We start from the raw sequence: 25,331 nt of genomic DNA, 5'->3' as shown, positions 1-25,331 counted from the left end.
GCATGTAAATGCTTCTCATTGGTGGCGAATCGAGCAATGGAGGGGAAAATTGAAGATACCATAGTGCTATTTTGCGATACTTTAGCGACTAGTCGCTGTATCCTATCTCCACTAAACTACAACAATGGAGAACTTATGAAAGACTCCTTGCCAATGTTGCCGCCTTTTTTTCTTCCTAATATTTCCCAAACTATTGCAAGAAGTAGGAATACTACATGACAATTGAAAGCAGCAAAAATCCACTAATTCGTGAAGATTTTTTAGACGCAACAGAGCACAATGTCAATAATATGCATAGTAGAGTATTACAATTGGAGTCACAAACGAGTAGTGCTGAAGAAACGAATAGTTCATCTGGCCGTGAAGTAACGGTTATTCTCCCAGCGATTGGCCTTCATGCACCTGGAGAAAGTTCCATTCAATCTATTCATGCGAATCGATCTGACATTAATGTTCTTGTTGAAGAATTACCTAGAAATCTCATATATGATCTCAGTATAGTTATTCCAACTCATAATGAAGCTACCACAATCTCCAGGCTCTTACAGACAATAAGTACGAGCTTTGTAGGCGTGCACACTGAGATTATCTGTGTTGATAATAGCCAGGATGAGACCTCAGCCAGGCTTCAGGAGGTTGCACAGAAGCTCAATCAATCAGCCTTTTCAGTACAGGTAGAGCGAGGAACGGTGGGATTGGCCACGGCTCTTCAGCGTGTTTTGCGGACCGCTCGAGGACGCTATCTTCTTGTACTTGATGGTGAAGTAGAGCCTGTGCCTGCGCAGTTGCGCCTCCTCTATGACGAGATTATCGCACAGGATGCTGACCTCTTAATTGCCAGTCGCTACCTGAAAGGTGGAAGCCAGACAGGAATTGCTTCTGGACGTCGTCTTGGTCTGAGCTTGCTCAAAAATGACGCTCGCCTTCTGTTTCCTAAGCAACTGGCGCGTGTCTCTGATCCTCTTAGTGGACTATTTGTCTTCAGGCATTCATTGATACAGGATGTTGAACTGCACCCTACCAGTTCAAAACTTCTGTTAGAGATTCTCTTGCGCTGTCCATGGCAAGAGATCGTTGAGATCCCCGCTCAGATTCAGTTTCGTACAGGCGCAAAGCTGACACCTGGTTTGACGATCGTGCGACATATGGCTCGCCTCTTTCGTGAAGTACCGACAGCTGGACGCCGTTGGAAGATCATTGGCCTCCTTCTCTTAAATGTTGCTGCTTTTGCAGCGCTTTTTTTCCTCTACCCTTTTACAATGACTATCTGGCAGCCGTTATTGTTGGCAGCATTTGTCCTACTCGGGGTATGTAACTTTGTCTTGCTCAATCGTTCAATCTTTCCTTTTGCCCGTAAAGAGAACGAACCTTCCTCTGACCTTGTGGCAATCGACGAGGCTCTTACCTCTTTTACACCAGCTCTTGCCACTGGTTTCTCCAATACGCAGAAGCTTAAAGCCATTAAGATGACCAAAACTCAGGAGCTGAAGGCGATTGAGATAGCAAAGACGCAGCGAATGGAAGTGGTTAAAACACCCCAGACTGTAGAGGAGCTATCAGAGGCCAGAACACAGCATCTGGAAGCGCCAAAACCCACAGAACAGAAGGCACCTGATGAGGTGACAGAGTCTCAGACCCGGCAGCTCGAGGCTCAGGAAAAGACGCACGAACTGGTTGCTGATGCAGAAGTTCAACCAGCGGAAGAAGAAGAGGAGTCACCAACTCAGAAGCGTAGAGCGATTGCTGCGACAGCCACCCGAAAAGTAGAAGCAGTCGCACCAGAGAACGCTCAAGAGCCGTTGGTGAGCGGACCAGCACCGGCTGAAGGGTCCACCACAACCCAGAAGCTGAAGGAGATTGCTGCACTCGAGACAAAACATCATATAGAGGTGATTGTTCCAGCGAAAGCGAAAGCGCCAGAACTGAAAAGCGCTGCCGCAGTAGCAACCTTATCACCCGAGGCAAGCGAGGCCGTACCAACACAGAACCTGGCGGCTATTACCGTAGCAAAAACGCAGCAATTAGCGGTCCAGAAGTCGGACAAGAAGAGCCGTTTTACCGTCATTAGCACCGCCAATGCCCGGGGCGCGACTCAGAAGCCACGGAAAGCAATCTGGCATATCAGACAAGAGAAGCTGTTTATGTGGATTGCCGTGTTTTTAGTGCTGGCAATGATGGTCACAGTTGGGTATATGGCGCTGGACCTGACGACCTACACTATTCCGAATGCCTGGGTTATTCTCGCTACAGTACTCTTCGGAGTTGGCATCACCCTTGCAGGTTCGCGTAAGAAGGGGGATCGACACCGTATCATCACCATGCTTCTGGCCGTCTCCATGGGTATCACCTTTGTGGACTATATTAGCTGGCGTGTTGAGGTGATTAACTGGGCTGGCTGGTGGATCGCGTTGCCATTGCTGTTTGCCGAGTTTTTAGGTGCCATCCACACCATGGGCTTACAATTCACCCTCTGGCCACGGCAGCAGCCTCGCCTGAAGCGAAGCGTAAACCCGACCCATAATCCGATCTATATCTTTATCCCGACCGTAAATGAGGGTGTCTCCATTCTAGAACCGACCATCCAGGGAGCTCTGGCCGCACGTGAGCGGTATCTGGAGCAGTATCCGTGGGGAAAGGTCGAGATCGTCATCTGCAATGATGGTTATGTTGCAAAAGCTGCGGAATGGCAGAGTATTGACGACCTGGCTGCTCGGATGGGTGTTACCTGTGTGACGCGTAAGACTCCAGGGGGAGCCAAGGCAGGCAATATTGAGAATGCCCGCCAGCTGTTGGGAGCTACTGGAGATGCACTGATCGTCATCTTTGATGCGGATCAGGTAGCGAAGCCAGAGTTTCTCTTAAAGACAGTACCAAACATGGCAGATCCGCACGTCGGGTGGGTACAGACCGGTCAGTATTATCGCAACCTGGATAACCCGGTCTCCCGTTGGGCTGATGATCAGCAGTCCATGTTCTATAATCTGCTCTGTCCAGGAAAAGCTGCCTGGAACTCAGCCTTCATCTGCGGAACAAACGTCCTGCTGCGTGCACGTGCATTGGATGAGATTGGCGGCCTGCCCCAGGATTCCGTAACAGAAGATTTTGCCGCCTCGATTAACCTGCATACTCGCTGGCAGAGCGTCTATGTCACCGATATCCTTGCCACTGGTCTTGGACCAATGGATGTTGAGGCCTACTTAAAGCAGCAGCGCCGTTGGGCGATTGGAACGCTGGGTGTTCTGCGAACGCACTGGCGCGACATCTTCCTGCCCAAGAAAAACGGGCTGAATATTGGTCAGCGCTTACAATACTTCCTGGCCTGTACGCACTACCTGTGCGGCTTGCGCGACCTGCTCTACCTGCTCTGTCCAATTCTGTTCATCTTTACCGGGACCCCTGCGGTTCAGGGCTCGACACTGGGCTCCTTCCTCTGGCACTTTATCCCCTACTTCCTGGTAAGCTCTGCAACGATCTGGTATGCAGGACGTGGAATTACCGGTCTCTATGGCATCATAATGGGCTTTGGTAGCTTCCCCGTCTTGATTGAGAGCCTGATCACCGTCATTCTCCAGCGTAAGGTTGGTTTTGCCGTCACTTCGAAGAAGCGAGGAGCGAAAAAAGCGCAGGGCCACATGTGGGTCTACATCTTTTTCGTCGTCCTCTGTTTAGTGGCCTTACTGTATTCTTCGCGTGCTCAGGCCAAGGTCTTCTCCGCTCTGGCAATTAGCCTGCTGTGGGTTGGATATACACTCGTCATGTTAGGGAGCTTCCTCTGGCTTTATGTGCTGGATTGGCGCACACAGCGTGCGGATCATCGTGCATTAGCGAAAGCCGAGGTCCAGACGGAGAGTTATCACTATCCAGCGCATCTGCCTCAGCGCGAGAGAGGATTGCGTTCAGCCAGCAATCTGGCCCTCTCATTGGTGTTGGCCGCCACGATCTTTATTACTGGTAGCTTCCATTGGTATGGTCCAGTGGCCCCTGCCTACTCATTGGCATTGGCTCAAAACAGTATGCCCTATGTAGGTGTTGATCTGCCGGCTTCCATTTTGAAGCAGCGGCCAGCGGAATTAGAGCATCTCTTAGGCTCAAACCTTGCCATTGTAGGTCGGACGCAGACCACAACCGACGCATTCGATGTTGCCTGGGCCAATGATCTGGCCGCCCATAATGCTCGTCCGTGGATCACATTACAATTTGGCACCTTTGAGTCCAACGGAAAGCCAGACAATCAGGCAAGTCTTCTCTCAATTACGCATGGATTGCACGACGCAGAACTGACTCGTTGGGCGCAAGCCATTCGTGCTTATCATAAGCAGGTCTTTATTAACATCCTGCTGCATGTGGATCGTAACTGGGCGCTTACATCGGCAGTTACCAATAATGGTATTCCACAGGACGTATCGCCCGCCTGGCAGCACGTTCAATCCATCTTTAAACAAGTGGGAGCCAATAATATCACCATGCTCTGGGAGCCAGCTGACCCTATCAATGATCAACCCTATGCACCACCTATGAACACCATCGATGGAGTCGTATTGGACCTGATTAGCTATCCTGGCACTCAGTGGGGCGATCCTGATCTCCTTATTCAAAAACTGATGCAGCGCTATCCTGATAAACCAATCATTATTAAAGCCAGTGCCGATGGTCCAGCGGATGAAAAAGCGGCCTGGATTGCTCAGGTAGGTGAGGCTGCCATGACGCATCATGCGGTCTATGCTCTTCTGTATCACGATGCCTCGCCAGAACTAAAAACCAATGTAAAACTGGATAAACAATGGTCAATCACATCAGACGCGCAGTCGCTTGCGGCTATGAGCCAGATTGCCTCTCATCTCCAGCAACGTTTTGAAGATAGATAGGACAGGCGATTAGGAGTTCTCACTTTATGTTAACAACATCTTCTCTTCCTAAATATACCGTCAATCGAATTGTTAGAAAGCAAGCAAGAGCCATTGTATGGCCATCCTACTGGCCGCTGGTATTGATTCTGGCGATGCAAGCGATTATCTCGCTCGTCACCTTGCGGAACACGGCTTTCCAGGACGAGGCACTGTATCTCTATGCAGGCCGCCAGCTGTTCCACTATTGGCTGGGAGGCCCTGCCCCACTTGATCGTTATGCCTTTTACTTCTCGGGCTATCCAGGTCTCTACCCAGTTATTGCTGGCGTCCTGGATATGATTGGTGGTCTGGAACTGGCGCGTGCCTATAGCCTGTTGTGTATGATGGGGATCAACATTACCATCTACTATCTGGCGCAAAAGTTTTTTCAGCGACCATCGGCCATCTTTGCTTCAGCGCTCTATGGCTCGTTAGGGACCGTCCTCTATGTTGGTCGTCTGGCAACCTTTGACGCCATGTGTTTCTGTCTGGTGGCAGTTGCGGCTCTGCTGGCCTTTCAGGTCAGCACCAGCCGCCGGCCCTGGCTGGCCTTGCTGATTGGCCCGTTATTAGTGCTGGCTGTCTTGACAAAGTATGCGGCGATGCTCTATGTGCCAGCGGTTCTGGGAATCCTCATTTTTTGCAGCCTGGCCTATATAGGGTGGTGGCGGATGCTGATCCGCCTGGCGCTTGCCCTGCTCACATTGGCTGCTAGCCTGTATATTGCTTATCAAGTGGTTGATAAATCGATGTTTCATGCCATTGCTGGCACAACCACTGATCGAACGGCATTTATTCAGAAGTCCCGCTTAGAGCTCTTTACCCATGTGATGCAGATGGCTGGAATTGTGTATCTGGCAGCGCTGGTAGGAGTGATCCTTGTCTACATCTATCATCGTCGTTTGACCCTGGTTGCTCTTGTCATGTATGGTTCATCATGGCTTGTTCCTGCTTACCACATCTATAAGATGGAGGCGGTCTCGCTCGATAAGCACTTCTCACTGGGTCTGCTCTTTTGTGCGGCTCTGGCGGGGTATGCGCTCGCCTGGATCTCGGGCTTTATGCAGCGAACCATTGCCAACGCGAATGGACGCTACTGGCTCAGTGGCCTGTGCGTCGTTCTGCTGGTCTTTGTCCTGGGGACGCAGCAATCCCAGACCATTTTTTCCGGTTGGGCGAATACGACAGATCTGAGCTATGCCTTGCATACACAACTGCGTCATGCCAGTGGACGTATTCTGGTGGAAGATATTGAGGTTGCTCGCTATGATTCGGAGGATATTACCGAAGAGTGGCAATGGAATGGCGTCTACTACTTCTACTATTCTCGCCCCAACCAGCCTGCTCTGCTTGGCGACCCTGCGATCATCCAGGCGCTCAAGGATCGTTATTTCACGACCGTTGAGTTAAGCTTTAACTACCAGCCTGCCGAGGCACAGTTTATTGCTCGTCAGATGATTGCCAGCAAAAATTACGATCTGGTGGCGACAGTTCCTTTTGTCAACTCCTATGGGACAGGCCACTTTTATATCTGGCGTAGCGCTCTCGAGCCCGGCCATGGGAATTTCAAGAGCATGTCACAGGTCGTAGTGTAGACTTTTCCCTCCGGACGAGATGGTCCGCTGACATGATGAATGATGGGCCCGACACGCTCATGTGATAAATCGCTCCTTACGCTCGATTTGTCACATGAATGATGTCGGGCCCATCATTTATGATGGCCGTTGGAGTGCCCCTCCCCCATGGTTGCACCTTCACAACCATCATGATGTCCTATGGCGAGCCTCTCCCCGTTTTTCCACTCTTACAACTACGAAGCAGATTTTCGGAGCAAAGAACAGGAATCCGTTTATTCCTCCCCAAAATTTCCTGAATAACCTCTTGTCTTTTTTTTTGTAGCTATGATATATTCTATATGTGCGTTTATCTCTTATTTACTGATACAAAGACGCATAGATTGTTGTTCTTCTATGAACGACAATGCTTCGTAAGATGAAAATATTTCAGCTAGAAAGGAATCTGCGTTTCCCCCCTGTTCCTATTCCTGCCCTCTGCAAGGGTTTATTAGTGTTGCTTTATTTATAGAGAGGTACATGGATGTCTCTTTCCCCCCATTCTTTGAGCAGAGCATCATTTTTGCGGAGATCTGCTCGTGTCTGGAAAAAGCTACGTAGCGCTGGTCTTGCCTTTTTCCTGGTTTTACTGGTCTTCTTCGGACCTGAAAGTCCTCTGGTCTTTGGAGCCGGTCAGGCACCAGCTACGCAGAATCAAGTCTCCTCTACTCAGGCGAAGAAACCCAATATTTATGATCCCACAGCGGGTTCAAAATCTCATGTCCAGACGTACAAACCTGCCCCAAAGGGAACTGAGAAGACGGGTGCGCCCCAAATTATTCAACATGCTGCTCCCATGCCTATGTCCGCAGGTTCGGTTGAGTTAACGGCAGGTCAGGCAGCTCAATTCCTTGGCGATGATGGCCGCCTGGAAGTGGATATTCCAGCGGGTGCTATCACCGCAGATGATGTTGCGAAGGCTGGTGGTAAGCTCTTCTTACAAGTCTCGCAGATTGCCCCGGCATCTGGATCGAATGCTGGTGGCAGTGGGCATCTTTCGCTAGGAACCTATCTTTTTCAGGTGGTGGATGCTAAAGGGGTGCTGCTCAATCACGGTCTGAGAAAAGCACTCACGACGAAATACCACTACAAAAAAGAGGAGGCGCTCCTCAATTTTGATCATGCCTATGTGGTTCAGAACGGAACTCATCCCAGTAAGGGAATGAAGACGGCTGCCACTGCAAATAATGTCTCGACAGAGAGCACCTTTGGAGCACTTTCCACTCAATCGATCAAGGTAGATGCTGCGCAAAAGACATTGCTGGCAACTCCCTCGATCAGCACACCCAGTTCATCAATGAGCTGGCAGAGCGATGTCTCCATTGGAACCTTTGGTAAACCTGATCCCTTTAATGTGGATCTTAATGCTGGTAGCTTAACAGCTGGTCTCTCCATCGATGTGCCTGCGGGCCCTGGTGGTCTCACGCCGCCAGTCAATCTCAACTACAGTAGCGAAAGCGTCAATGGTCAGCATAATCTGACTGGTGCGGCTGGCTGGGTTGGAGAAGGATGGGATCTCAGTCTGGGTTCCATCACCTGGTCCGAACATAATGTCTATGCAGGCTGTAACACCACGGCCTGTGGCGGGGGTGTCAACTGGGAGAATGTCTGGCAGTTGAGCGATCCCTTTGGAACGAGCTCCGAGCTTATTCCCCCCAATTTGAACGTCTCAACCTTCTATGATGATACCAGCGGTCAATATTGTGCGGCTGGTGGACCAAATTCTTATCCCTGCCCCATTCAGTGGCATACAGCGACCGAATCTCATGCCAAGATCTATGCGTACGTTGGACCTGTGGATATCGGTATGCCTGTGCATCCGCCCTGTTTCCGCGTCTGGCTGGCGAATGGCATTATGGAGGAGTTTGGGTGCACGCCTGACTCACTTCAGCATTATTATCAGGCCAGTGTAGGAGCGCACGTCGTCTCAGGCTGGCTACTGGATATGATCACCGATCCCAAGGGAAATCAGATCCATCTGACCTACCAACAGGATAATTCCACGATCATGGATCAAGGGCTAAGTCATCAAGTGGTGCGTGATGCTGTCCTCAGCACTATTGAGTATGACTCTCCCAATTGTCATGATGCCCAGACGATGTGTACAGGCAGCAATTGGAATCCATTAGTACGGGTTTCATTCCAGGCCTCGCATACTCCTGCTCGCCCCACCAATGGCTTCTTTAGCGGGTGTAATACTGGAACGAATCTGCGCTGTGATGATCCTTTTGATCTCTCCGGAAGCGGTGGCGTAGCAGCCCCTGCCGTAGAGAGCACGTTTGTTCTTAACGCGATTGATGTACAGATTCGCCCCAGCAGTTCATCCGGCTGGAACACACTGCGCGAATATCAGCTCAGTTATGAACAGTCCGCTCCATTTACCATGACTGATCCTAGCTCTGGCAAACAGGAGTCAGTAGCAGGGACACTGGACCTGACCCGTGAGCAAGAGGTAGGAACCACAGGGTCGAATGCGATCCTATATTCGGGATCAGACAACAATTCCACACGCTCTTTTGCGTATATGAAGGCGTTTGACCTCAGTAGTCAGAATATTGTGGTTGGTCCCAATACAAACCTCAGCTATTGGATCTTCCCTCAGAGTGGCAATACCACAACATTGCCCGGCGGGAGCAATAGTACCTGTGTTGCTGTTGATATGGTTTTTACCGATAATTCAACTCTGCGCGATTCAGGTGCGGTAGATCAGAACGGGAACAGGGTCCATCCTGCCTACCAATGTGGCCATCTTGTGATGGATCAATGGAATCTGGTCAGCAGTAATATTGGCTCTGTCTTAAACGGCAAGACCATCAATCGTATCCTGATTGGGTATGACCAGCCAGCGAACACTGGTGGCTATCGTGGATTTATTGATGATATTGCACTCACAAATCCCAATAGCGCCACCCCCTTGTTTTCCACCACATTAGAGGGTTCTGATCCTCAATTGACATGGAATAACTCGGTAGATGTCACGAATATCGCCAATGTTGGTGGAGTCTGTTGTGGACTGAGTGGTCCAGAGCTGTTCGTTACACATGAGTTTACTCATGCTGATAGCGCAACTCTTCCAGTTCGCACCTTCAGCTATGGGTCGTTTGATACGGCCTATGTGGATGGTGGTTTCCATCCTAATCCCTCCAATAATTGTGGTCCTTCCTGGAATACTGGGAATGGAAGTGGCTGTATCCTCTGGTCTAAGAATGGGCCTCCAAATGACCGGTATATGACCTCAGCCAGCAATGGCATGGGAATGTCTCAGAGCTTTAGTTGGGGCCAGGCTCATAACAATACCCATGGCGTGCCAGGTGGCGGACAGAACAACGCCGATCCCTTCTATTGTAATAGTCAGCCCAGCGGCAGCTATCCCTGTAACGAGACCGATGATCAGTCATGGAGCCGCGAAGTCCTGACCCAGAACAGTGACACCACGGTTCGTTTGACCCAGAATGGGCAGGGTGGAGCACAGACCAGCACCCCTGTTACATCGACAACGAGCTATCAATACAAGCTGCCCTATCCGCTGGTCTCCCAGCAGTGTAGCGACTGTGTGGCCGGAGCGTACTGGGGGAACCAGAACGATACCGACTATCTGAGCTATTACAATAACAAATTTATGGGCTATGCTCAGACCACCGTCTTCTTGCCCGATGGTGCTCGTGAGGTCCATAATTTCTACTCTACCGAAGGCGTTGGTATCTACGACACCAACGAAGTCGTCTGCTATTCGGGCTCACCCTGTCATGCCTCACCATGGTGGCATCTAGCCAACGCAGCCCATGGGCATGAATACGAAGCCTTCTACTACGATACCGATGGCTCAACGCTGCTCAAGCATACAACCAACACCTATCAAGCCATCTGCCCTCCCTCAGGTGTTGCCGCGACGCCAACCCAGACATCGCAGGGCCGAACCTATACCTGGGATGGTCAGCTTGTCAGCGAACTGGACCATAATAATCCAGTCGCAGTCTGTGATATCCAGCAGACACAGGGCACAAGCGAGACCAGAGATGGTACTGGCAATAGCGTCACCACCACCAATGCCTCAGTCTACGATTCCTATGGTCGTGTGACCCAGGCGACCACCACAACCAATGGTGGCACGCCAACCCAGACGATCAACAAGACCTCCTATATCTGGAATGATGCGGTTACCGCAACGCAGAATAGCGCCAACGGCACCTATATCCTGGATACGCCGTCCTTCAGCTCGACTGAAGACAGCTCTGGGAATCGCTATACCTGTTCGTATACGAGCTACGATGGTGGAAGCTATGCAACAGGAGCACAAAGTAGCCTGACCGCAGGACTGGCTACGATTAGCGATGCCTATAGCAATTGTGGCACCTCAGCGAATGGATATAGCGTCACTGGACAGGTTCGAACGACCAAAAGCTATGACCAGTACGGCAACGATATCTCCTCGGACGATCCCGATGCCAACGCTGGTATTGCCGGTCACCAGGGCTGTACGATCAACGGAGGACAGCATAGCGATTGTTCCTACTACGATAGTACCTATGCCACATTGATGACCTCGTCTGGTAACGCTCTCAATCAGACGGCGAGCACCAGCTACTCCAGTAGCGCACTGGGCGGCTTTGGCATCTGGCCAATGTCGACCAAAGACTTCAACAATCAGGTTTCGACCTATAGCTATGATGCCATGGGCCGTATGACGGGTCAGACCCTGCCAGGCGAGACCAGCAATGGTGCCACCAAGAGCTGGACCTTCACCACCTGGTGTTCAGGAACCGCCGCGCAGGCACCCTGTGTTGAAGTTGATCAGCTTGATCGGCTGGATAACAACACAACAGTAGTGAGCCGAGCCTTCTATGATGGACAGGGCCGTCTGGTAGAGACGCGCGATCCCGGACCGAATGGACAGGACGTCGTGGCCTATGCCTATCACGATGCAGCCGGCCATATGGTCTTTGAGAGCAACTCCTACTTTGTCTCCTCGTATAGTGGACCAGCAGGACCAGCCGCCTTCTCTCCGCCTGATAGTACCAAAGTCGGAACCAGCACCACCTATGATGGTCTGGAGCGGACGAAGAATGTCTCAGACCCTAATTCACAATCCACTCAGACCAGCTATACCGTCCAATGTGGAGGCATCACAGGCTTCGCCAGCGACAATGGCTGCTATGAGAAGACCACGATCCTGGATGCCAATAATCATCAGCGCGCGACCTATACCGATGGCTTTGGCCGTGTCAGCTATGATCAGCGTTTCACAGGGAATAGTAGTGGCAACTATGCGCTCTATGTCACGACCGCCTATACTCACGATTATAAAGGGAATCTAACCTCCATCATTCATCCTGGGAATACCGCCACGACCAGCTCGACCTTTGATGGTCTGGGCCGTAAGACCAGCATGAGCGATCCTGATCGAGGCAACGAAACCTATAGCTACGATCCCAGTGGCAACCAGATCCAGACAGTGGATGCTCGAGGCAGCTCTGGTACCGTCTATGCTGGCTATGATGGCCTCAACCGTCTCCTCTGGCGCAATACCACCAATAGCTCCACCGGAGCTGAAGTTAGCTATAGCTACGACAGCACCGCCAATGGCAACTATGGAGTGGGACGTAAGACCAGCGAGAGCTTTACCGGTCCTAACGGCCTGACTGGCTCCTATAGCTACACCTATGACCAGCGTGGTCAGCAGATCGGTATGACCACAACGGTTAACGGCAATAGCTATAGCGTGCAAAAAAGTTATAATGATGCTGGTCATCCAATTAGCCAGACTTATCCGACTGGTGAGGTCGTACAGACCAACATGTCGGCGCAGGGCTGGTTAAATCAGGTGACTACTACGCTGGGTGGTACCACTACGACACTTGCGGGTGCGATCAGCTATACTGGTCCTGGTGGAGCGGCAAGCAATATCACTGGAATGTTGTTGGGCAATGGTATCTACACCTATGCTGCCAGCTATGATCCAGTGCGCCGTCTGGCCTCAGCTTCTATTACTCGAAGTAGTGATAGCACACTCCTCTACAAGACGCAGCCAACTTACGATGCAGTCAGCAATGTCACTACTGTTGCAACAACGTTGACAGCAGGAACTGATAATCAGCAATTTTGCTATGATGAGCAGAACCGACTGACCTGGGCTGGAGCTAGCGGAACACCACCTTGTGGCAGCCTGACCGCAGGCAGTCTGACCGGAGCTCAGTATCAGCAGAGCTTTGGCTACGACAGCAATGGTCGTCTCACGGCAGGACCCCAGGGCAGTTACACCTACGGCAGCACGCCACTGCATGGAGTGACCTCTACCAGCAGTGGATATAGCGCCGCCTATGATGCAGCGGGCAACATGACCTGTCGAGCCACGACAAGTGCCACAACCTGTTCGGGTACCCAGACTGGTCAGCAGCTGAGTTATGATGCTGAAGGAAGACTCTCTACCTGGCAGAACCAGCCCACTCCGACCAGTACCGTCTCTTACCTCTACGATGGAGAGGGGACCCGCGTCGCCCAGCAGGTTGGCAATGGTGGAGGAACCCCAACCACCACCGTCTACGTTGGCGATGTCGAAGAAGTCGTTACGGGTGCCTCACCCACGACCACGACGACGTTCTACTTCGCAGGCTCACAACGTATTGCTGAGGCAATTAACGGCGTCTTCTCCTACTTTGCCAGTGATCGTCTGGGCAGTCCCGTCGTGACGCTCTCGGCGGGTGGAGCACCCATAGCTACCCAACTCTACGCACCCTACGGAGCCAGCCGCTATACCAACGGCACAATGCCGAGCGACATTGGCTTCACTGGTCAGAAGGCCGATAGCGCCACCGGGTTGGACTACTACGTCTCGCGCTATTACGATCCCAGTTTAGGGCAGTTCATCAGCCCTGACAGCGAGTTACCGCAGAGTGGTTACAATCCCTGGGGTCTCTCGCGCTATGCCTATGTGCAGGGTAATCCCGAGACGGCTACCGATCCGGATGGTCACTGCTGGCCCGTCTGTACGATGATTGCAGGGGCGATCATTGGAGCGGCAATGGGTGCAGGCGTGAGTATTGCGACACAGGCCGCCTCTGGACATGGGATTAACTGGCATGATGTGGGACGTGAGGCTGCGGTGGGTGCGGTCTCTGGTGCTGTCAGTGGTCTGGCGGGGCCTGAAGCGGGTCTGGCCGTTCATGCGGCAGTGGGTGCTGCATCTGGTGCTGCCGGGCAATTGATCAGTAATGCGATTGACCATAAACCGCTGGGTGATGGTGTGTTGGAAGCGACCGTCGTCGGTGGTATGACAGGGGTTGCAACTGCTGGGGCTGGAAAATTGCTGCAAAAGTATGCTGGCAAAGTTGCGAAAAGCGCGCTCCCTGAGGTGTGTGGACTGTCCTTTGCTGCGGAAACGCCTGTCGCTACTCCTGATGGTGAACAGCGAATTGATACATTGAAGCCAGGTGATAAGGTTACCGCTTATGATCCTGCGACGAAGCAGCCTTCAACACAGAAAGTGCAGCAGGTCTTTCTCAATCACGACAATGACTTGATCGATGTCACGCTTTCAGCAACAGATCAAGCACCAAATGCAAAGGAGACGGAGCCCAATACCAAGCAGCAGGATGCTGAGGTCAAGAGTCACGGTAGTCTTGCTCCACCCAGTGCTGCAGCTGAAACAGTTCATACGACGCAGAAGCATCCCTGGTTCACAGCAAGAGGCTGGGTCAATGCTGGAGACTTGAAGGTTGGGGATCAGGTTCAACAACTGGATGGTCGTACGGCGACGATTACTGAACTGCACACTGTGGCTGGTGAACAGGATATGTATGACCTCTCGGTCAGCACTATCCATACGTTTGCGGTTGGTGAACTGCAGTTAGTTGTTCATAATTGTAATGAAATTCCATTTGGAAAAACGGGCAGAGAGTTTTTTGGGGGCGTAAAATTCCGTGGAATCAATCGTAACAGGGCCTTAGGTGAGCTTACAGATTCAAAACTTTCTGGAGCTTTTAAGGGAGTATTCAAAAAAATGAATATTAAAACTAACTCGCATGTTTTTGAAGAGCTAAGAAGGGAGGAAGCTTCTGGATTCGGTATGAGAACCCTCCGTGACGTGGAGAGAGTACTCAATAAAGGGCATATTGTAGGTGATCCTAGAGGAGAAGTTGATTTTCTCATACACTACACCGTAAGCGATACAAAGCACATTAATGTTGGTTTCCAAGGTGGAAGAATGAGATTTTTTACTATGGCAAGAGGGCGGTTTTACTAACGTAAATCGGATAAAGATTGAGCTTGGTTTCGACTAAAACTTTCCTGGAAAGAGGACTTTTAAATGTAAGGGCTTTGTCACGGTTTTAAGCCTAAATTTAACATTTCTCTATTCAGTCTTGCCACTAATACATTGTAAAATCTCATGCAGGATACGTGCACTGTTAAATATTAATCAGAAATTGATACTTAACAGTGTATTAGTGTATTGTTTATTGTTGTTTTTAGAGTGTGCCTGAGATAAAGTAAATAGATGTAACCAAGTTGGAGTAAGCTGCGCTTGCAAAGAAGTGGCAGTGCTATACTGCGCCCTTATGAAAGGACAAGAACATGCTTTTCAAAAGTACTGATAATTCAGAAGTGGAGATACGTATAGCTGGTTTTCGTCGAAAAAACCATGTACGAGGCGAGTGGGATGACTCCGATTGGCTGAAGGTACACATTCGAGTGCTCGCTCCCTTTGGTTCAACCAGCTATGCTTTTCGATGTCTTCTTAATTGGGAAGCAGAACAACTTGCAGAATGGCTGATGCAAATTGCAAAAAAACAGGATGTGGAACGAGAAATATTCTTTTCCGAGGGAGAATTACGTTTTAAAATAGTGGAGATTTCGAATGTTGATCTAACTATTAGATTTTATACAATGCGCGCTATCGGTAAATGGACGATGAGCGAAGAGTACAAAGATACTAAGGATTTATTTGATGACGACTTTCCATACGTTGATTTGAATATGAGTTTTAATCAGTTACAGTATGTCGCTGCTCAATTTCAAACCGAAATCGCAGGACTACCTTTAAGAAAATGAGTCACCAGGAAGAAGACCTGGGGTGTTAAGAAAGTTAGTTCACCCTGGTGAACAAGCGTATTGACAGTACAAAGGAGCACTGCCAATACTCTATCTTCTGATTGCTTGTTTGCAGATATTTGAAGAGTGAGGGAAAAATTGGTCCAGGAGCAAATCAAACAAGTTGGATGGGGTAATTTAGAGTCAAATCTTGAAGACTCATCGGTATTGGAGGAAATGTTTCTACAATTGTTTAACTATGATCAGATTGATCAGGAAATATTGTTAAAAGACATTTTATTGATTATTGAGTAAGGATGTATATGGAGTTTAACAAAGGCAAGGTTAATGTGTCTTATAATATTTTTGCAAGATTTGGTAGATTACCATTAGTAGTGGATAGAGTTCACATCTCTAGAGATGAAAAACTTATAGCTATCGCCACTCCTGATTCAGGTATTAGTATATGGGATATACAGCTTTGTCAACAAGTCAGTGAGTTAGAAGTTGATGTGGAATTGTTTAAAGCTCCTGCTACATCTCTTTATGAAAGGGAGCTAGGGCCATTTGCTGTAAGAGATTTGGCTTTTTCTGCGGATAATTTGTTTTTAGCTGTAGCACTTAATAATGATGAGGTTCATATTTGGATACGAGAAGGAACGCTGGTTGAAGTTATCAAACGTCCTGCTGTTGCTCTTACTTTTATGCCATCTCATAATATTGTAGCATTATGTTTTCATGATGGACATATTGAGTTTTGGGAATTCCTTCCAGCACGTTTTGTATCATCTTGTCCTTCTCTGCCTGACGCGGCAGACCCATTGTGCGGTGAAAGAAAAGTGTTTCGTAGTTTTTTTACTGTTTCCGAGGATGGTAAAGAATTAGCTGTTTTACTCCAATTTGCTCGCCCTTCTTCGTCTTCATTACTTCAAATTTATGATTGTATTGAGACGGAAAAAGCTTTACAGGTTTTAAAGAGCAAAACAATGCGTGTGCCTCACAATTATTTCCAGTTTATCTCTTATTTTCAGAAGAGGTGGGTGTTTTTTGGAGGTGATCGATATAGTATTTTTTGTATAAATACACAAAGTGGAGACAAAAAAATTTTAGATGACATAAAATGTGCTTTTGACAATGCACATTCGCTTTCTCCAGATGGACAGTACTTTGTAGTATCTCGGGTCGATGGAACACTAATGATATTGGATAGCGAAGAGGGAAAGGCTTTACTGGATTTCAAAGCACATCAATTAGTGAATGACGATAAGGCTATAAGCGCGGTATTCTGGTTGAGAGATGGCGGCATTTTAACGGTAGGAACCGATAATTTAAAACAGAAAAACTCTTTATATGAAAATACTACTGCCCAAAAGTGGACAACCATAAAAATCTGGAAATGCCACTTTAATTGAAAGCGTGGTTAGCTAACTGATACCACTGTTTGGAGGTATATGAAAAGTGGTAGGCTCATACACCTCTTTTCATCAAGACTAAGAAAGATAAAAAATGGGCAAATTTTTTGAGCGTTACGAAAAAGGATACTATCAGGAGGTCTATGAAGAACTACTACAGCTTCAAGATCACATAGTAAATCCGGAAATTCAAGAAGATGCATTATTAGTCGCGCATGAAATAATGAGACGGGTGCGCTATAATCTGGAAGTATTAATTATTCCAAAATTGAAAAAAATGGGTTATCGTTTTGGTGCTGGTTCCTGGGATCATGCAGATGATCTAAGCATAAAAGAATTAGCTCTTGTTCAAAAAGAGGAACCTATTTTCCGTAAACCAACAGCACGCAATAGTATTTATATTTCTAAATTAGAGCAATTAGTTGGATCGTTACCTTTATCAATAAAATGTTGGTATTTAGATGTTGGCGATGTTAGCTTAATTGGAGCATTTCATTCTCCAATTCCAGGTGCCAATTATAAAAGTGGTTATGGCCTTGATCCACTTCATACTCAACCACTGAAAGATGTTTTCGAAGAGTTACGCGATTTTGCTGATGAGGATGATACTGATTCAATTATGCTGCCTATTTCGCCAGATGGAGACTTAAAATACGGCTATAGCGGAGGTGGAGATTATGAAATTGCAGTTCCATGTAAAAATTTTGATGCAGAATTATGTGGAGAAGAGCATCATCTCACGTTTATAAATTATTTACGCCTCTGTTTCCAGTGGGGAGGCTTTCCTGGATTAGAGAAGGAGATGAAGATTACGCAAGAGGAATTAGACTTTCTTACGCGGGATCTCCTTGATTTTTGACTCTGATTTCTGACTTCCAGAAGATGAATCTAATCTGTTGCGCGATGAAGAAGCGATCTACTTAAATCCAGTTTTGCCCTGGCCAATGGTATAGATGAAGAACTCAAATTATTGCGCGTAGTAGGCAGAAACAGATGTTTTGCAATCTTACTGTCCATTAATATAAATAAGACCATTATCAGCTCAGGCTACCTTGAATTGATGCCTACATTCAAGAGCTCCTGGCCAAAATATTTCCATCTATTCGTTTCAGTCTGACAGCTATCAGCATATCACTTTTTGAGGAAACAATCGTCTCCTCTTCTCCATGTCGCCGTAAAGGAACAAGGATCAAGTTTTTAGAAAGAAAAGCCATGGAAGATAGCATTTTAAGAGACGCTTTGAAGGAGCAGTTGATAGACGATCGCCATCCACAGGACCTGTTCAGTGATGATGGAATGGATGAGCGTGAGCTCAAAAGTCCTCTGCAGGAGTATAAAACCTTTATCGATGAATTGGTTGTGCTCGTCAATACCCTTTCTCGAACAGCTGGCCAGATTAAGCGGGGAGCAACTATTTATCGTGGGCAAACTACTGCTGAGCAGGATAGACAGGATAAAGCCATGGCGTCCTTATCAGCGGTCCAGAGAGAAGTTATTTTTGATTTTTTAATGAATGAACCTGTAGATGTTGTTGGCCAAGTGCTTTCGCATTTTTCATGGAAAGACTATCGTATCAGTCGTGGCGATGCGCCCCTGGCCGTCCAGCCATTTTGCGCGAACCTATCTGGATGCTGAGATCTATAAACAGAGAGAAGCGGCCCTCTTTTATCTGCAACGCTATTCCACCGCTGATCAAGAGCTTGATGGGCTCCTACATTCAGCTGGGAAATACTATGATGAGTTAGTCATCGGAGCTCTTGAAAGCGCATCCCCTACCCTGGCTTTAGAGCCCGTCAAGCAATTACGACAGGCTTTTGTCGAGAAATATCCCACCCGACCCGATTTGCTCACTATTGGGATTTCTCAAATGCGATTGAGGCGCTCGAAGAGAAGAGAGGGTTCGTCCCTCTTCATGATCAAGCTCTCGAGCAAGCAGTGGAAGAGATTGTGCATATCGCAGCGCGATATTACGAGGAGTCGAAGAACGAAGCGATCAGCGAGGGATCTCCTGAATTGGCCTTAGAGCTCGTCTTCAGATTACAAAAGGCTTTTGAGGACAGGTACCCTGATTTCACCAGGTATGCCCTCTATTGGCGTTTATCAAAAGCTCTTTATGACGTGGAAGGAGCGGTCCCAAGAAGCTCTAAAGCATAGCGAATCAGACGAACGACCTGTCTGACAGTCATTTCTGGTGGCATGAAAACGCTACCCTGGGTATTGCATGAATAGAAAAGAGCATATGAGGTGGAAAACAGCATGAAAACGCTTCTTCCGGCATGGGAAGCATGGGACCATTTCTCTACGGTCGAATGCGAACGGGTTGCAGAAGTTATTCTCAACAAAGTCCCTCCCTCCTTTCAGTATGAGCAGCTTACAACGTTTGCTTTAGGTGATCAGCGGCACCGTATCTTGGTCTTTACCTGGACACCGCCCGCTTCTCGTGAAGAACAGGGACCACTCCGCTTTGCCTTTCTCCCTGGAGGTCAAGCCACGTTAGGCTATGACCGAACGCATCCATTTATCCCGACGGCAGCTCAAGCGGAGAGTTGGCAGAAAGAAACGATCGAGAGAGGCTATACAAACGACTCCCTTGACGTTTTTTTAGACCGTATTCTGACGCCCTTTCGGCAGGTGGAGATTCCTCCACTTCTGATGCAGATGAGCCCCAGTGATGGAGATGCTCCCCCTATCCTTGTCAATGGACGCTTGACCCCTCAAAGATCAGTGAGCCTTCAACGGGTTCGCGAGACTGTATTGGCAGATGGTTTTCGTTTACCCACGTCGGATGAATGGGAGTATGCCTGTGGGGCTGGAACGCGTGCACTTTTCCGTTGGGGGGATATCACTCCAAACCACCGCCCAGTGCGTTTTCGGCCCTTCTCTCAAAGCTGGGAAGAATTTCTATCTGGGCTTCCATGGCGTGACTACGTGCAGCCAAATGCTTTTGGCCTTCAGTTTAGCCAAAATGGCTATCAATGGGAAATGTGCCAAGAAATAGATATGATGCGTGCAGGTGATGGTGGGATCGCAACTCACTTAGGTGCGGGTATTTTGGCGGAATGGTTGCCATTAGCCACTTCTTTTGTAACAAAATTATCTGATTTTGAGTTAAGGAGACAAATGTTTTCTGAAGGATATTTCCGAAGAGTGTATCCTTTATGAGATGATAGGTGGATTTTGAGATGAAAAGCATTTATAGCAAGATGGTTGCACAACTAGGCTTGTTTGAATCAGATATTATGTGTATTGCAAGTACGCTTGATGGAGCAATGATTGCTATTGCTCCCGAAAAAGGTGATATAGAATTATGGGATGTTGCCACTGGTACTCATATAGTTCAAATAGCTATACCTACTGTGGAAAGAGATAGTCAGTTCAACACAAAAGAAAACTTTCAAGAAGTGAATTCTCCTTATTCACTTGCCCTTTCAGATGATGGTCTGTTTGTGGCTGCCTCGTTTCGACAAACAGGAAATATTTATATCTGGACATTTGAAGGAGAACTTCTCGGTTACTTTCAGGGAGAAAAAGGATTTATGAGGGACGTTCGTTTCCTTCCTGGTACTTCGCTCCTTCTTATCGTCTTACGTGATACGCGCATACAACTCTGGGACGCTAGTACACAGAAGATTCATACCGTTTTACTGGGCGTAAATAGTCAGCAGAGTCGCTTACTTGCCAAAGCCGGATATGTTTATAACATAGCTTGCTCTCCGTATTCCCCATATATTGCACTTGATTTTACAGACAAACATACTTGCATTTCGCTTTTAGAAATAGGCATGGAGAGGGAGAAAATTGTATGTAATAAGCAGCGCAGCTTTTTTTGGAACGAGGCAAGACATTGGAATCAACTACAATATAGGCAAAATACTCAACAGATTTATCATTTATCTCAAAAAGCTATTGAGGGATATGATATACACCAGCAAAAATCCGTTGGTCCAATACAATATGCTGGTATTCAACCGATGAGTTTTTGTTTTTCGCCCCAGGGAGATATTCTAGCTTTTGCAGACTATGATGGGTTGGTTTACCTGTGGGATCTGGAAAAACACACACTTCTCTCTCAATTTGATGCTCTTGAGCATGTGATACCAGAATATCTCCATTATGATAGGAGTATACAGTGGATGAATTGGTTGCCTCAAAGTCATCTGTTAGCTACTGCGGGGATTAAAATGACTGATGGTTCAGGGATGACAACTATAAAATTGTGGCAAATAGTATAAACGTATTGATATTTTTATGCTATTTTAGATAAATATGGCATGAATGGATATATAGGTATTAGGGGGGGAGTCGTATGCTGGTCTACGGTAAACATATGTAAAGCCAATGCGTACTCACCTCTTAGAAAGGACGAGAGCATGCTTTCCAATAGCACTGATAACGGCGAAAATTGCAAAAAAACAGGATACTTTTTTCATCAGAACAAAGATTGCGGAGAATGTCATGAAGAAGAAGAAAAAGCTTCAAGAGAATGATTGGCTGTATGCCTGTCCTCATACGATGGCAACCAGGAAAATAGCAGAGATCCTGTCATTCCAAGAAACCTCTATCCTTGAGCTTTCTGCGAAGAATTGGGATGAATTATGGCAAGTTGGAAATAGTATCGTCGATCTTTACGTTCCTGAAGAAAAAATTCATTACAAGCAAAAAGATTTTGTCTCCTGGGATCAATTAGTAGATTGGATAGATGGTGTACAAGGAAAAGATTCTCAGTATCAAGGTAATCTGATTATTATTCGTGAGTGTCGAGATGAAGTAATAAAAAACCTTGCAAAATTTATAGAAGTAATATACAAACAATCTATACTTGTATTAAATCAGAAGAGGCATCTTTTTCCGCAAGCTCGTTTTGCAATAGTTCTAGCTGGCTGGGAATATCCTTATTTCCGAGCGAGAGCGTCCTCTTCAATGGCATTTGATGTACATATTTTGTCTGAGTAAGATCCCAGCTACCTTTTGTAGATCTAGAACCAGCATCACTTCGTTCTACTAATTTAGAAAACTTTGTCTTCGTTAAAGATCATCTAAAAGATGCAAATCTTCGTTGTGCCCATTGGCACAATACCCGCTCAAATTACGCTGATTTGAGGGGCATAAGTCCGAACCCTGGCGCATAAGAGTCCGGCCTCGATTGTTTGTGCCTTTCATCAATCCATTGAAAATGCGAAAGGGAACGACAGTTCGTGCCCAAAAAAGATAGAGGCTTGAAGGTGCCAAGCAAAAAAAGATCAGGAAGAGTCACATCTTTTGAAGACATAGATTTAAGGTATTGGACCTGGGGTTTACAAAGAAAGCGTAGTGCTTTGGCTATTCCTGGGTTTTTCTTAATACTTACTTTTGGATACCTGGCTTTTGAAAGTCTATTTCTAGCTGATACTACAGGCACTCTCAATGTGAGAGGTTTATCTCTTTTTACTTTCTGGTTGGGACTGTTTAGCTATTTCTGCTGGAAAGCCTATGAGCTTTTTGTCTGGCGATATCGCATAGAGAAGAGAGAGGTTGGGAGTGGAATGAGCTCCTTTCTACTAGAGGTTGCGTTATTTTTTGGGGGGCTTATTCATTCAAGAAATGTGAAGGTTTTATTTTTCTTTGGAATTGCGTATACCTTCTTATTGAATGTGTTATGGATACTCCATAAATAGATTCTTTTAAAACTATTCCCGGGCTGTCTGAACTGATTCTGAATGAGGCAAATCTCTCGCTGACCTTTCTCCATCTCTCGACAGTTCATTTCTCTTGGCTGAATGGTATTCATCAAATAGTGATAAGACAGGTATGTACTATGTATCTTCTGAAGGATGATGTTCCCTTGTCTCAGATACCGGAGGGGTATCAGCTGGTGTCTCATGTGCGTCTCTCGCAGAGAGGTATAACTTACGCTATCTTTCTGTTTGTCTGTTTCTATCTTATCTGGTTGGAGCTGAGCTATTGGAGTCACACTGGCACGATCATTTTTCAAGGATTTTCTGCCACTGTCATAGGTCTTATGATGGGAGTGGCAACGTTGCTTCTCTTTGCTCCAGTTCTCGTGGTCCACACTCTTTTGCAAAGGCGGATAAGTTCTGTACTTGGCTATAAAGTCTCTTACGGTCTTCCAGCTTTTTTTCAATCAACACCCTATTTTGCCGATCCAGGGCAGTTGCAGAGCCGGAAGGATGCGCTCCTGATTGCACTGGCTCCTTTCGGTCTTTCTCTGCTGATTCTCTTCGTATCCTTCTTTTTTCCGTTTATTGGGTTGGGGAGTGCGCTACTTGTCGTCGGAATTGCCACTGCTGGAGGGTCACTCAATAGTCTTCCCATTGCCTGGAAGCTTCTTCGTGTACCTGATACAACCCTTCTCTATATTGAGGGTCAGGCCACTCTTTCTCTTTTAGAACCTCTCGATGGTCAGGCATCATCTCATCTCTTGCTTGCCGAGCAGAAACAGAAGCAGTTGAGAAATACGTTCAGCGGTGAGGCATCGTCCGCTTCTCAGTGGAGACCAACGTATCGCAAAAAAGATCCTGTCCATGGACTCATTTCGCCTGAGGATGTGGAGAGTGTGATGCAGGAATTTAGCAGAATACAGCCAACAAAATTGAATGTGCAGATCACACGTTGGCGTGCCAATGATGTTTTCGATCTTGCTTCCACAATTCAGCAAGATATGACCTCTCTCACTGACACGGTGTTAGCAAAGGTGGATGAAGAAGGAAAATGTCTGGATCTGAAATTTTCACCTGATGCCACACAGGCAGTAACCAGCCAGGGAGCCGTTGAGGATGAAGAGCGAGATGGGAAGATCGTGGCGAACGCACAGTGGTGTGAGATCAAGGCCATTATCGGCTCTGGCTACCTTGAATTAACGCCGACCCTGATCCGCGTACGTTTGCAGAGATTGCCCGGACGGCAGACGCAGATTGAGATTCGTGGCCTGACCAAAAAGCTCTGGTTTGGACAGCGGACGGCAAAGAAGGCCGCTTATACGGTGGCTCAATGGTGTGAGCTGGCAAGTTGAACATGAAGTATTCAAATTCTGCTCGCCTGATATAAAAACGAGAAAATAAAGCTAAGATGGCTGAAATGGTCAGAGCAGAAGCCATCTGTCCAACCGGGCCAGAGTGTATTCCAGGCCCGGTTGGACAGATGGTTGCAGCCATCATATGCCGCTCTATTTTTCAGTCTGTGTGTGTAAGAACTCTAAAGCAGTATTAGTGAAGACTTCTGGCAGCTCCATATTGATCATGTGAGCGGCGCCAGGCACAATAATAGAGTGAGCTTCGTTAATGCGCTTTGTGAGCTCTTGAGCCGTAACGAGCTTTTGCGGAACATCGTAATCACCAACAAGCACAAGTGTTGGTGCGTGAATCTCTTCCAGACGCTCAATCGCTGGTGGGTTGAGCGCTATCACCTCAGCACCTTCAGGAACAGAAGTCATAAATGCTTGATATTGCATGTCATGTACGCGCTGACGAACAAGCGGGTCAATCTGTTCTGGTGTACGGCGGGGGCCATCAACCCACATTCGCAGGTTCAGTTCCGTCGCTCCTTCTTTATCACCGCGCTCAAGCAACGCTTCCTCTTCCTCACCAAAGCGTCGGATGTCGTCCGATGGAGGATAACCGCTAATATCAGGAGCAACCAGAAGCAGTGATTCCACCATTGTAGGATGTGTCAGTGCGAAATCAAGGGCAATCTTCCCTCCAAACGAGGCTCCAATTACATGTGCCTTCTTTATTCCAAGGTGTTGGAGGAGTGCCGCTGGATCTTCATAGAAGGCGAACGGCCCGGCGGGGAGCTGCGACTCACCAAATGAGCGCAGATCGTAACGAATAGTCTGATACTGCTGAGCAAAAGTAGCAAATTGCTGATCCCACATCCGGTGATCTGCGATGCCTGCATGGATCAAAAGAACTGCTGGCCCCTGACCGGCAACTTCATAATAGAAGGGCGCTCCCTGCACATCCAGGAAGCCAGTCTGTGTGGTAGATTTTATCACGAATGTCTCTTTCTCTTAAATGACATGATTCATACTATTGTCATGGGGGAATGAAAGAGGCTATTTGATACCAATCATAGGTATACTGTGCGGATTGCTGTCAGCGACAACAAGATGCACAGAAAAGCCTCGCGCAAGAGCGAATTATTTTCACCATATCTGTGCACCTCCATTTCTTTTTATAATAGGATGCTATCCTAGCTTATGACAAAGATATTGTCAAGATGCCCACTTTGTCACCTGGTCATCTGAAAAAGGAGGTTTTCCCGAATGAGAGAGGCAGAAAAGCGTATCTGCGATCTCATTGGCGAGTGCTAATGGATGCGGAGGAGGAGAGGAGTTCAGGAGAACATAGGTGAATTTTGAAAATGACTGGAAAAGCTCTTGACTTTCACGTAACGTGAAA

The 25,331-nt window shown here is 47.6% G+C and carries 13 protein-coding genes; 12 read left to right on the top strand and 1 reads right to left on the bottom strand.

What is annotated here, in order from left to right:
* Positions 1 to 215: 215 nt before the first annotated feature.
* The 12 genes from EL628_RS16895 (at position 216) to EL628_RS16840 (ending at position 23,944) form a co-directional block, all read left to right on the top strand.
* Positions 216 to 4,865: a glycosyltransferase gene (locus tag EL628_RS16895; protein ID WP_126581091.1), complete on the top strand. Its 4,650-nt coding sequence runs from the start codon at positions 216 to 218 to the stop codon at positions 4,863 to 4,865.
* A 26-nt stretch (positions 4,866 to 4,891) separates the two neighbouring features.
* Entirely contained in the window at positions 4,892 to 6,481 is a 1,590-nt protein-coding gene (locus tag EL628_RS16890; RefSeq protein WP_126581090.1) for an ArnT family glycosyltransferase, read from the top strand.
* Between the two features lie 541 nt (positions 6,482 to 7,022).
* Positions 7,023 to 14,738 carry an RHS repeat-associated core domain-containing protein gene (locus EL628_RS16885; RefSeq protein WP_161975556.1) on the top strand — a complete coding sequence of 2,572 codons (7,716 nt, stop codon included), beginning with the start codon at positions 7,023 to 7,025 and terminating at the stop codon, positions 14,736 to 14,738.
* A 329-nt stretch (positions 14,739 to 15,067) separates the two neighbouring features.
* Positions 15,068 to 15,544, top strand: a complete 477-nt coding sequence (locus EL628_RS16880; protein WP_126581088.1) for a WapI family immunity protein — start codon at positions 15,068 to 15,070, stop codon at positions 15,542 to 15,544.
* 302 nt (positions 15,545 to 15,846) lie between these two features.
* Positions 15,847 to 16,935, top strand: a complete 1,089-nt coding sequence (locus tag EL628_RS16875) for a WD40 repeat domain-containing protein (protein ID WP_126581087.1) — start codon at positions 15,847 to 15,849, stop codon at positions 16,933 to 16,935.
* Between the two features lie 94 nt (positions 16,936 to 17,029).
* The gene (locus EL628_RS16870; protein ID WP_126581086.1) at positions 17,030 to 17,794 is read left to right on the top strand and encodes a hypothetical protein; all 765 of its coding nucleotides are present in this window, start codon (positions 17,030 to 17,032) and stop codon (positions 17,792 to 17,794) included.
* Between the two features lie 353 nt (positions 17,795 to 18,147).
* Positions 18,148 to 18,570, top strand: coding sequence for a DUF6547 family protein (locus EL628_RS16865; RefSeq protein ID WP_126581085.1), 423 nt, complete (start codon positions 18,148 to 18,150; stop codon positions 18,568 to 18,570).
* A gap of 621 nt (positions 18,571 to 19,191) precedes the next feature.
* On the top strand, positions 19,192 to 20,097 hold the full coding sequence (locus EL628_RS16860; protein WP_126581084.1) for an SUMF1/EgtB/PvdO family nonheme iron enzyme: 906 nt from the start codon (positions 19,192 to 19,194) through the stop codon (positions 20,095 to 20,097).
* Between the two features lie 20 nt (positions 20,098 to 20,117).
* The gene (locus EL628_RS16855; RefSeq protein ID WP_126581083.1) at positions 20,118 to 21,167 is read left to right on the top strand and encodes a WD40 repeat domain-containing protein; all 1,050 of its coding nucleotides are present in this window, start codon (positions 20,118 to 20,120) and stop codon (positions 21,165 to 21,167) included.
* A gap of 223 nt (positions 21,168 to 21,390) precedes the next feature.
* On the top strand, positions 21,391 to 21,888 hold the full coding sequence (locus EL628_RS16850) for a hypothetical protein (RefSeq protein WP_126581082.1): 498 nt from the start codon (positions 21,391 to 21,393) through the stop codon (positions 21,886 to 21,888).
* A 242-nt stretch (positions 21,889 to 22,130) separates the two neighbouring features.
* A complete protein-coding gene (locus EL628_RS16845) occupies positions 22,131 to 22,589 on the top strand; it encodes a hypothetical protein (protein WP_126581081.1) in 459 nt (152 codons plus the stop codon).
* A gap of 167 nt (positions 22,590 to 22,756) precedes the next feature.
* Complete coding sequence (locus EL628_RS16840; protein ID WP_161975555.1) at positions 22,757 to 23,944, top strand: DUF3267 domain-containing protein; 1,188 nt, start codon at positions 22,757 to 22,759, stop codon at positions 23,942 to 23,944.
* 153 nt (positions 23,945 to 24,097) lie between these two features.
* Here the strand turns inward: EL628_RS16840 and EL628_RS16835 are convergent, their stop codons facing one another.
* A complete protein-coding gene (locus EL628_RS16835) occupies positions 24,098 to 24,925 on the bottom strand; it encodes an alpha/beta fold hydrolase (protein ID WP_126581079.1) in 828 nt (275 codons plus the stop codon).
* Positions 24,926 to 25,331: the final 406 nt, after the last annotated feature.

It is taken from the genome of Tengunoibacter tsumagoiensis (assembly GCF_003967535.1).
Taxonomy (GTDB): domain Bacteria; phylum Chloroflexota; class Ktedonobacteria; order Ktedonobacterales; family Ktedonobacteraceae; genus Tengunoibacter; species Tengunoibacter tsumagoiensis.
Note: the sequence above shows the minus strand (reverse complement) of the source record. Positions and strands in the feature narration are given on the sequence as shown.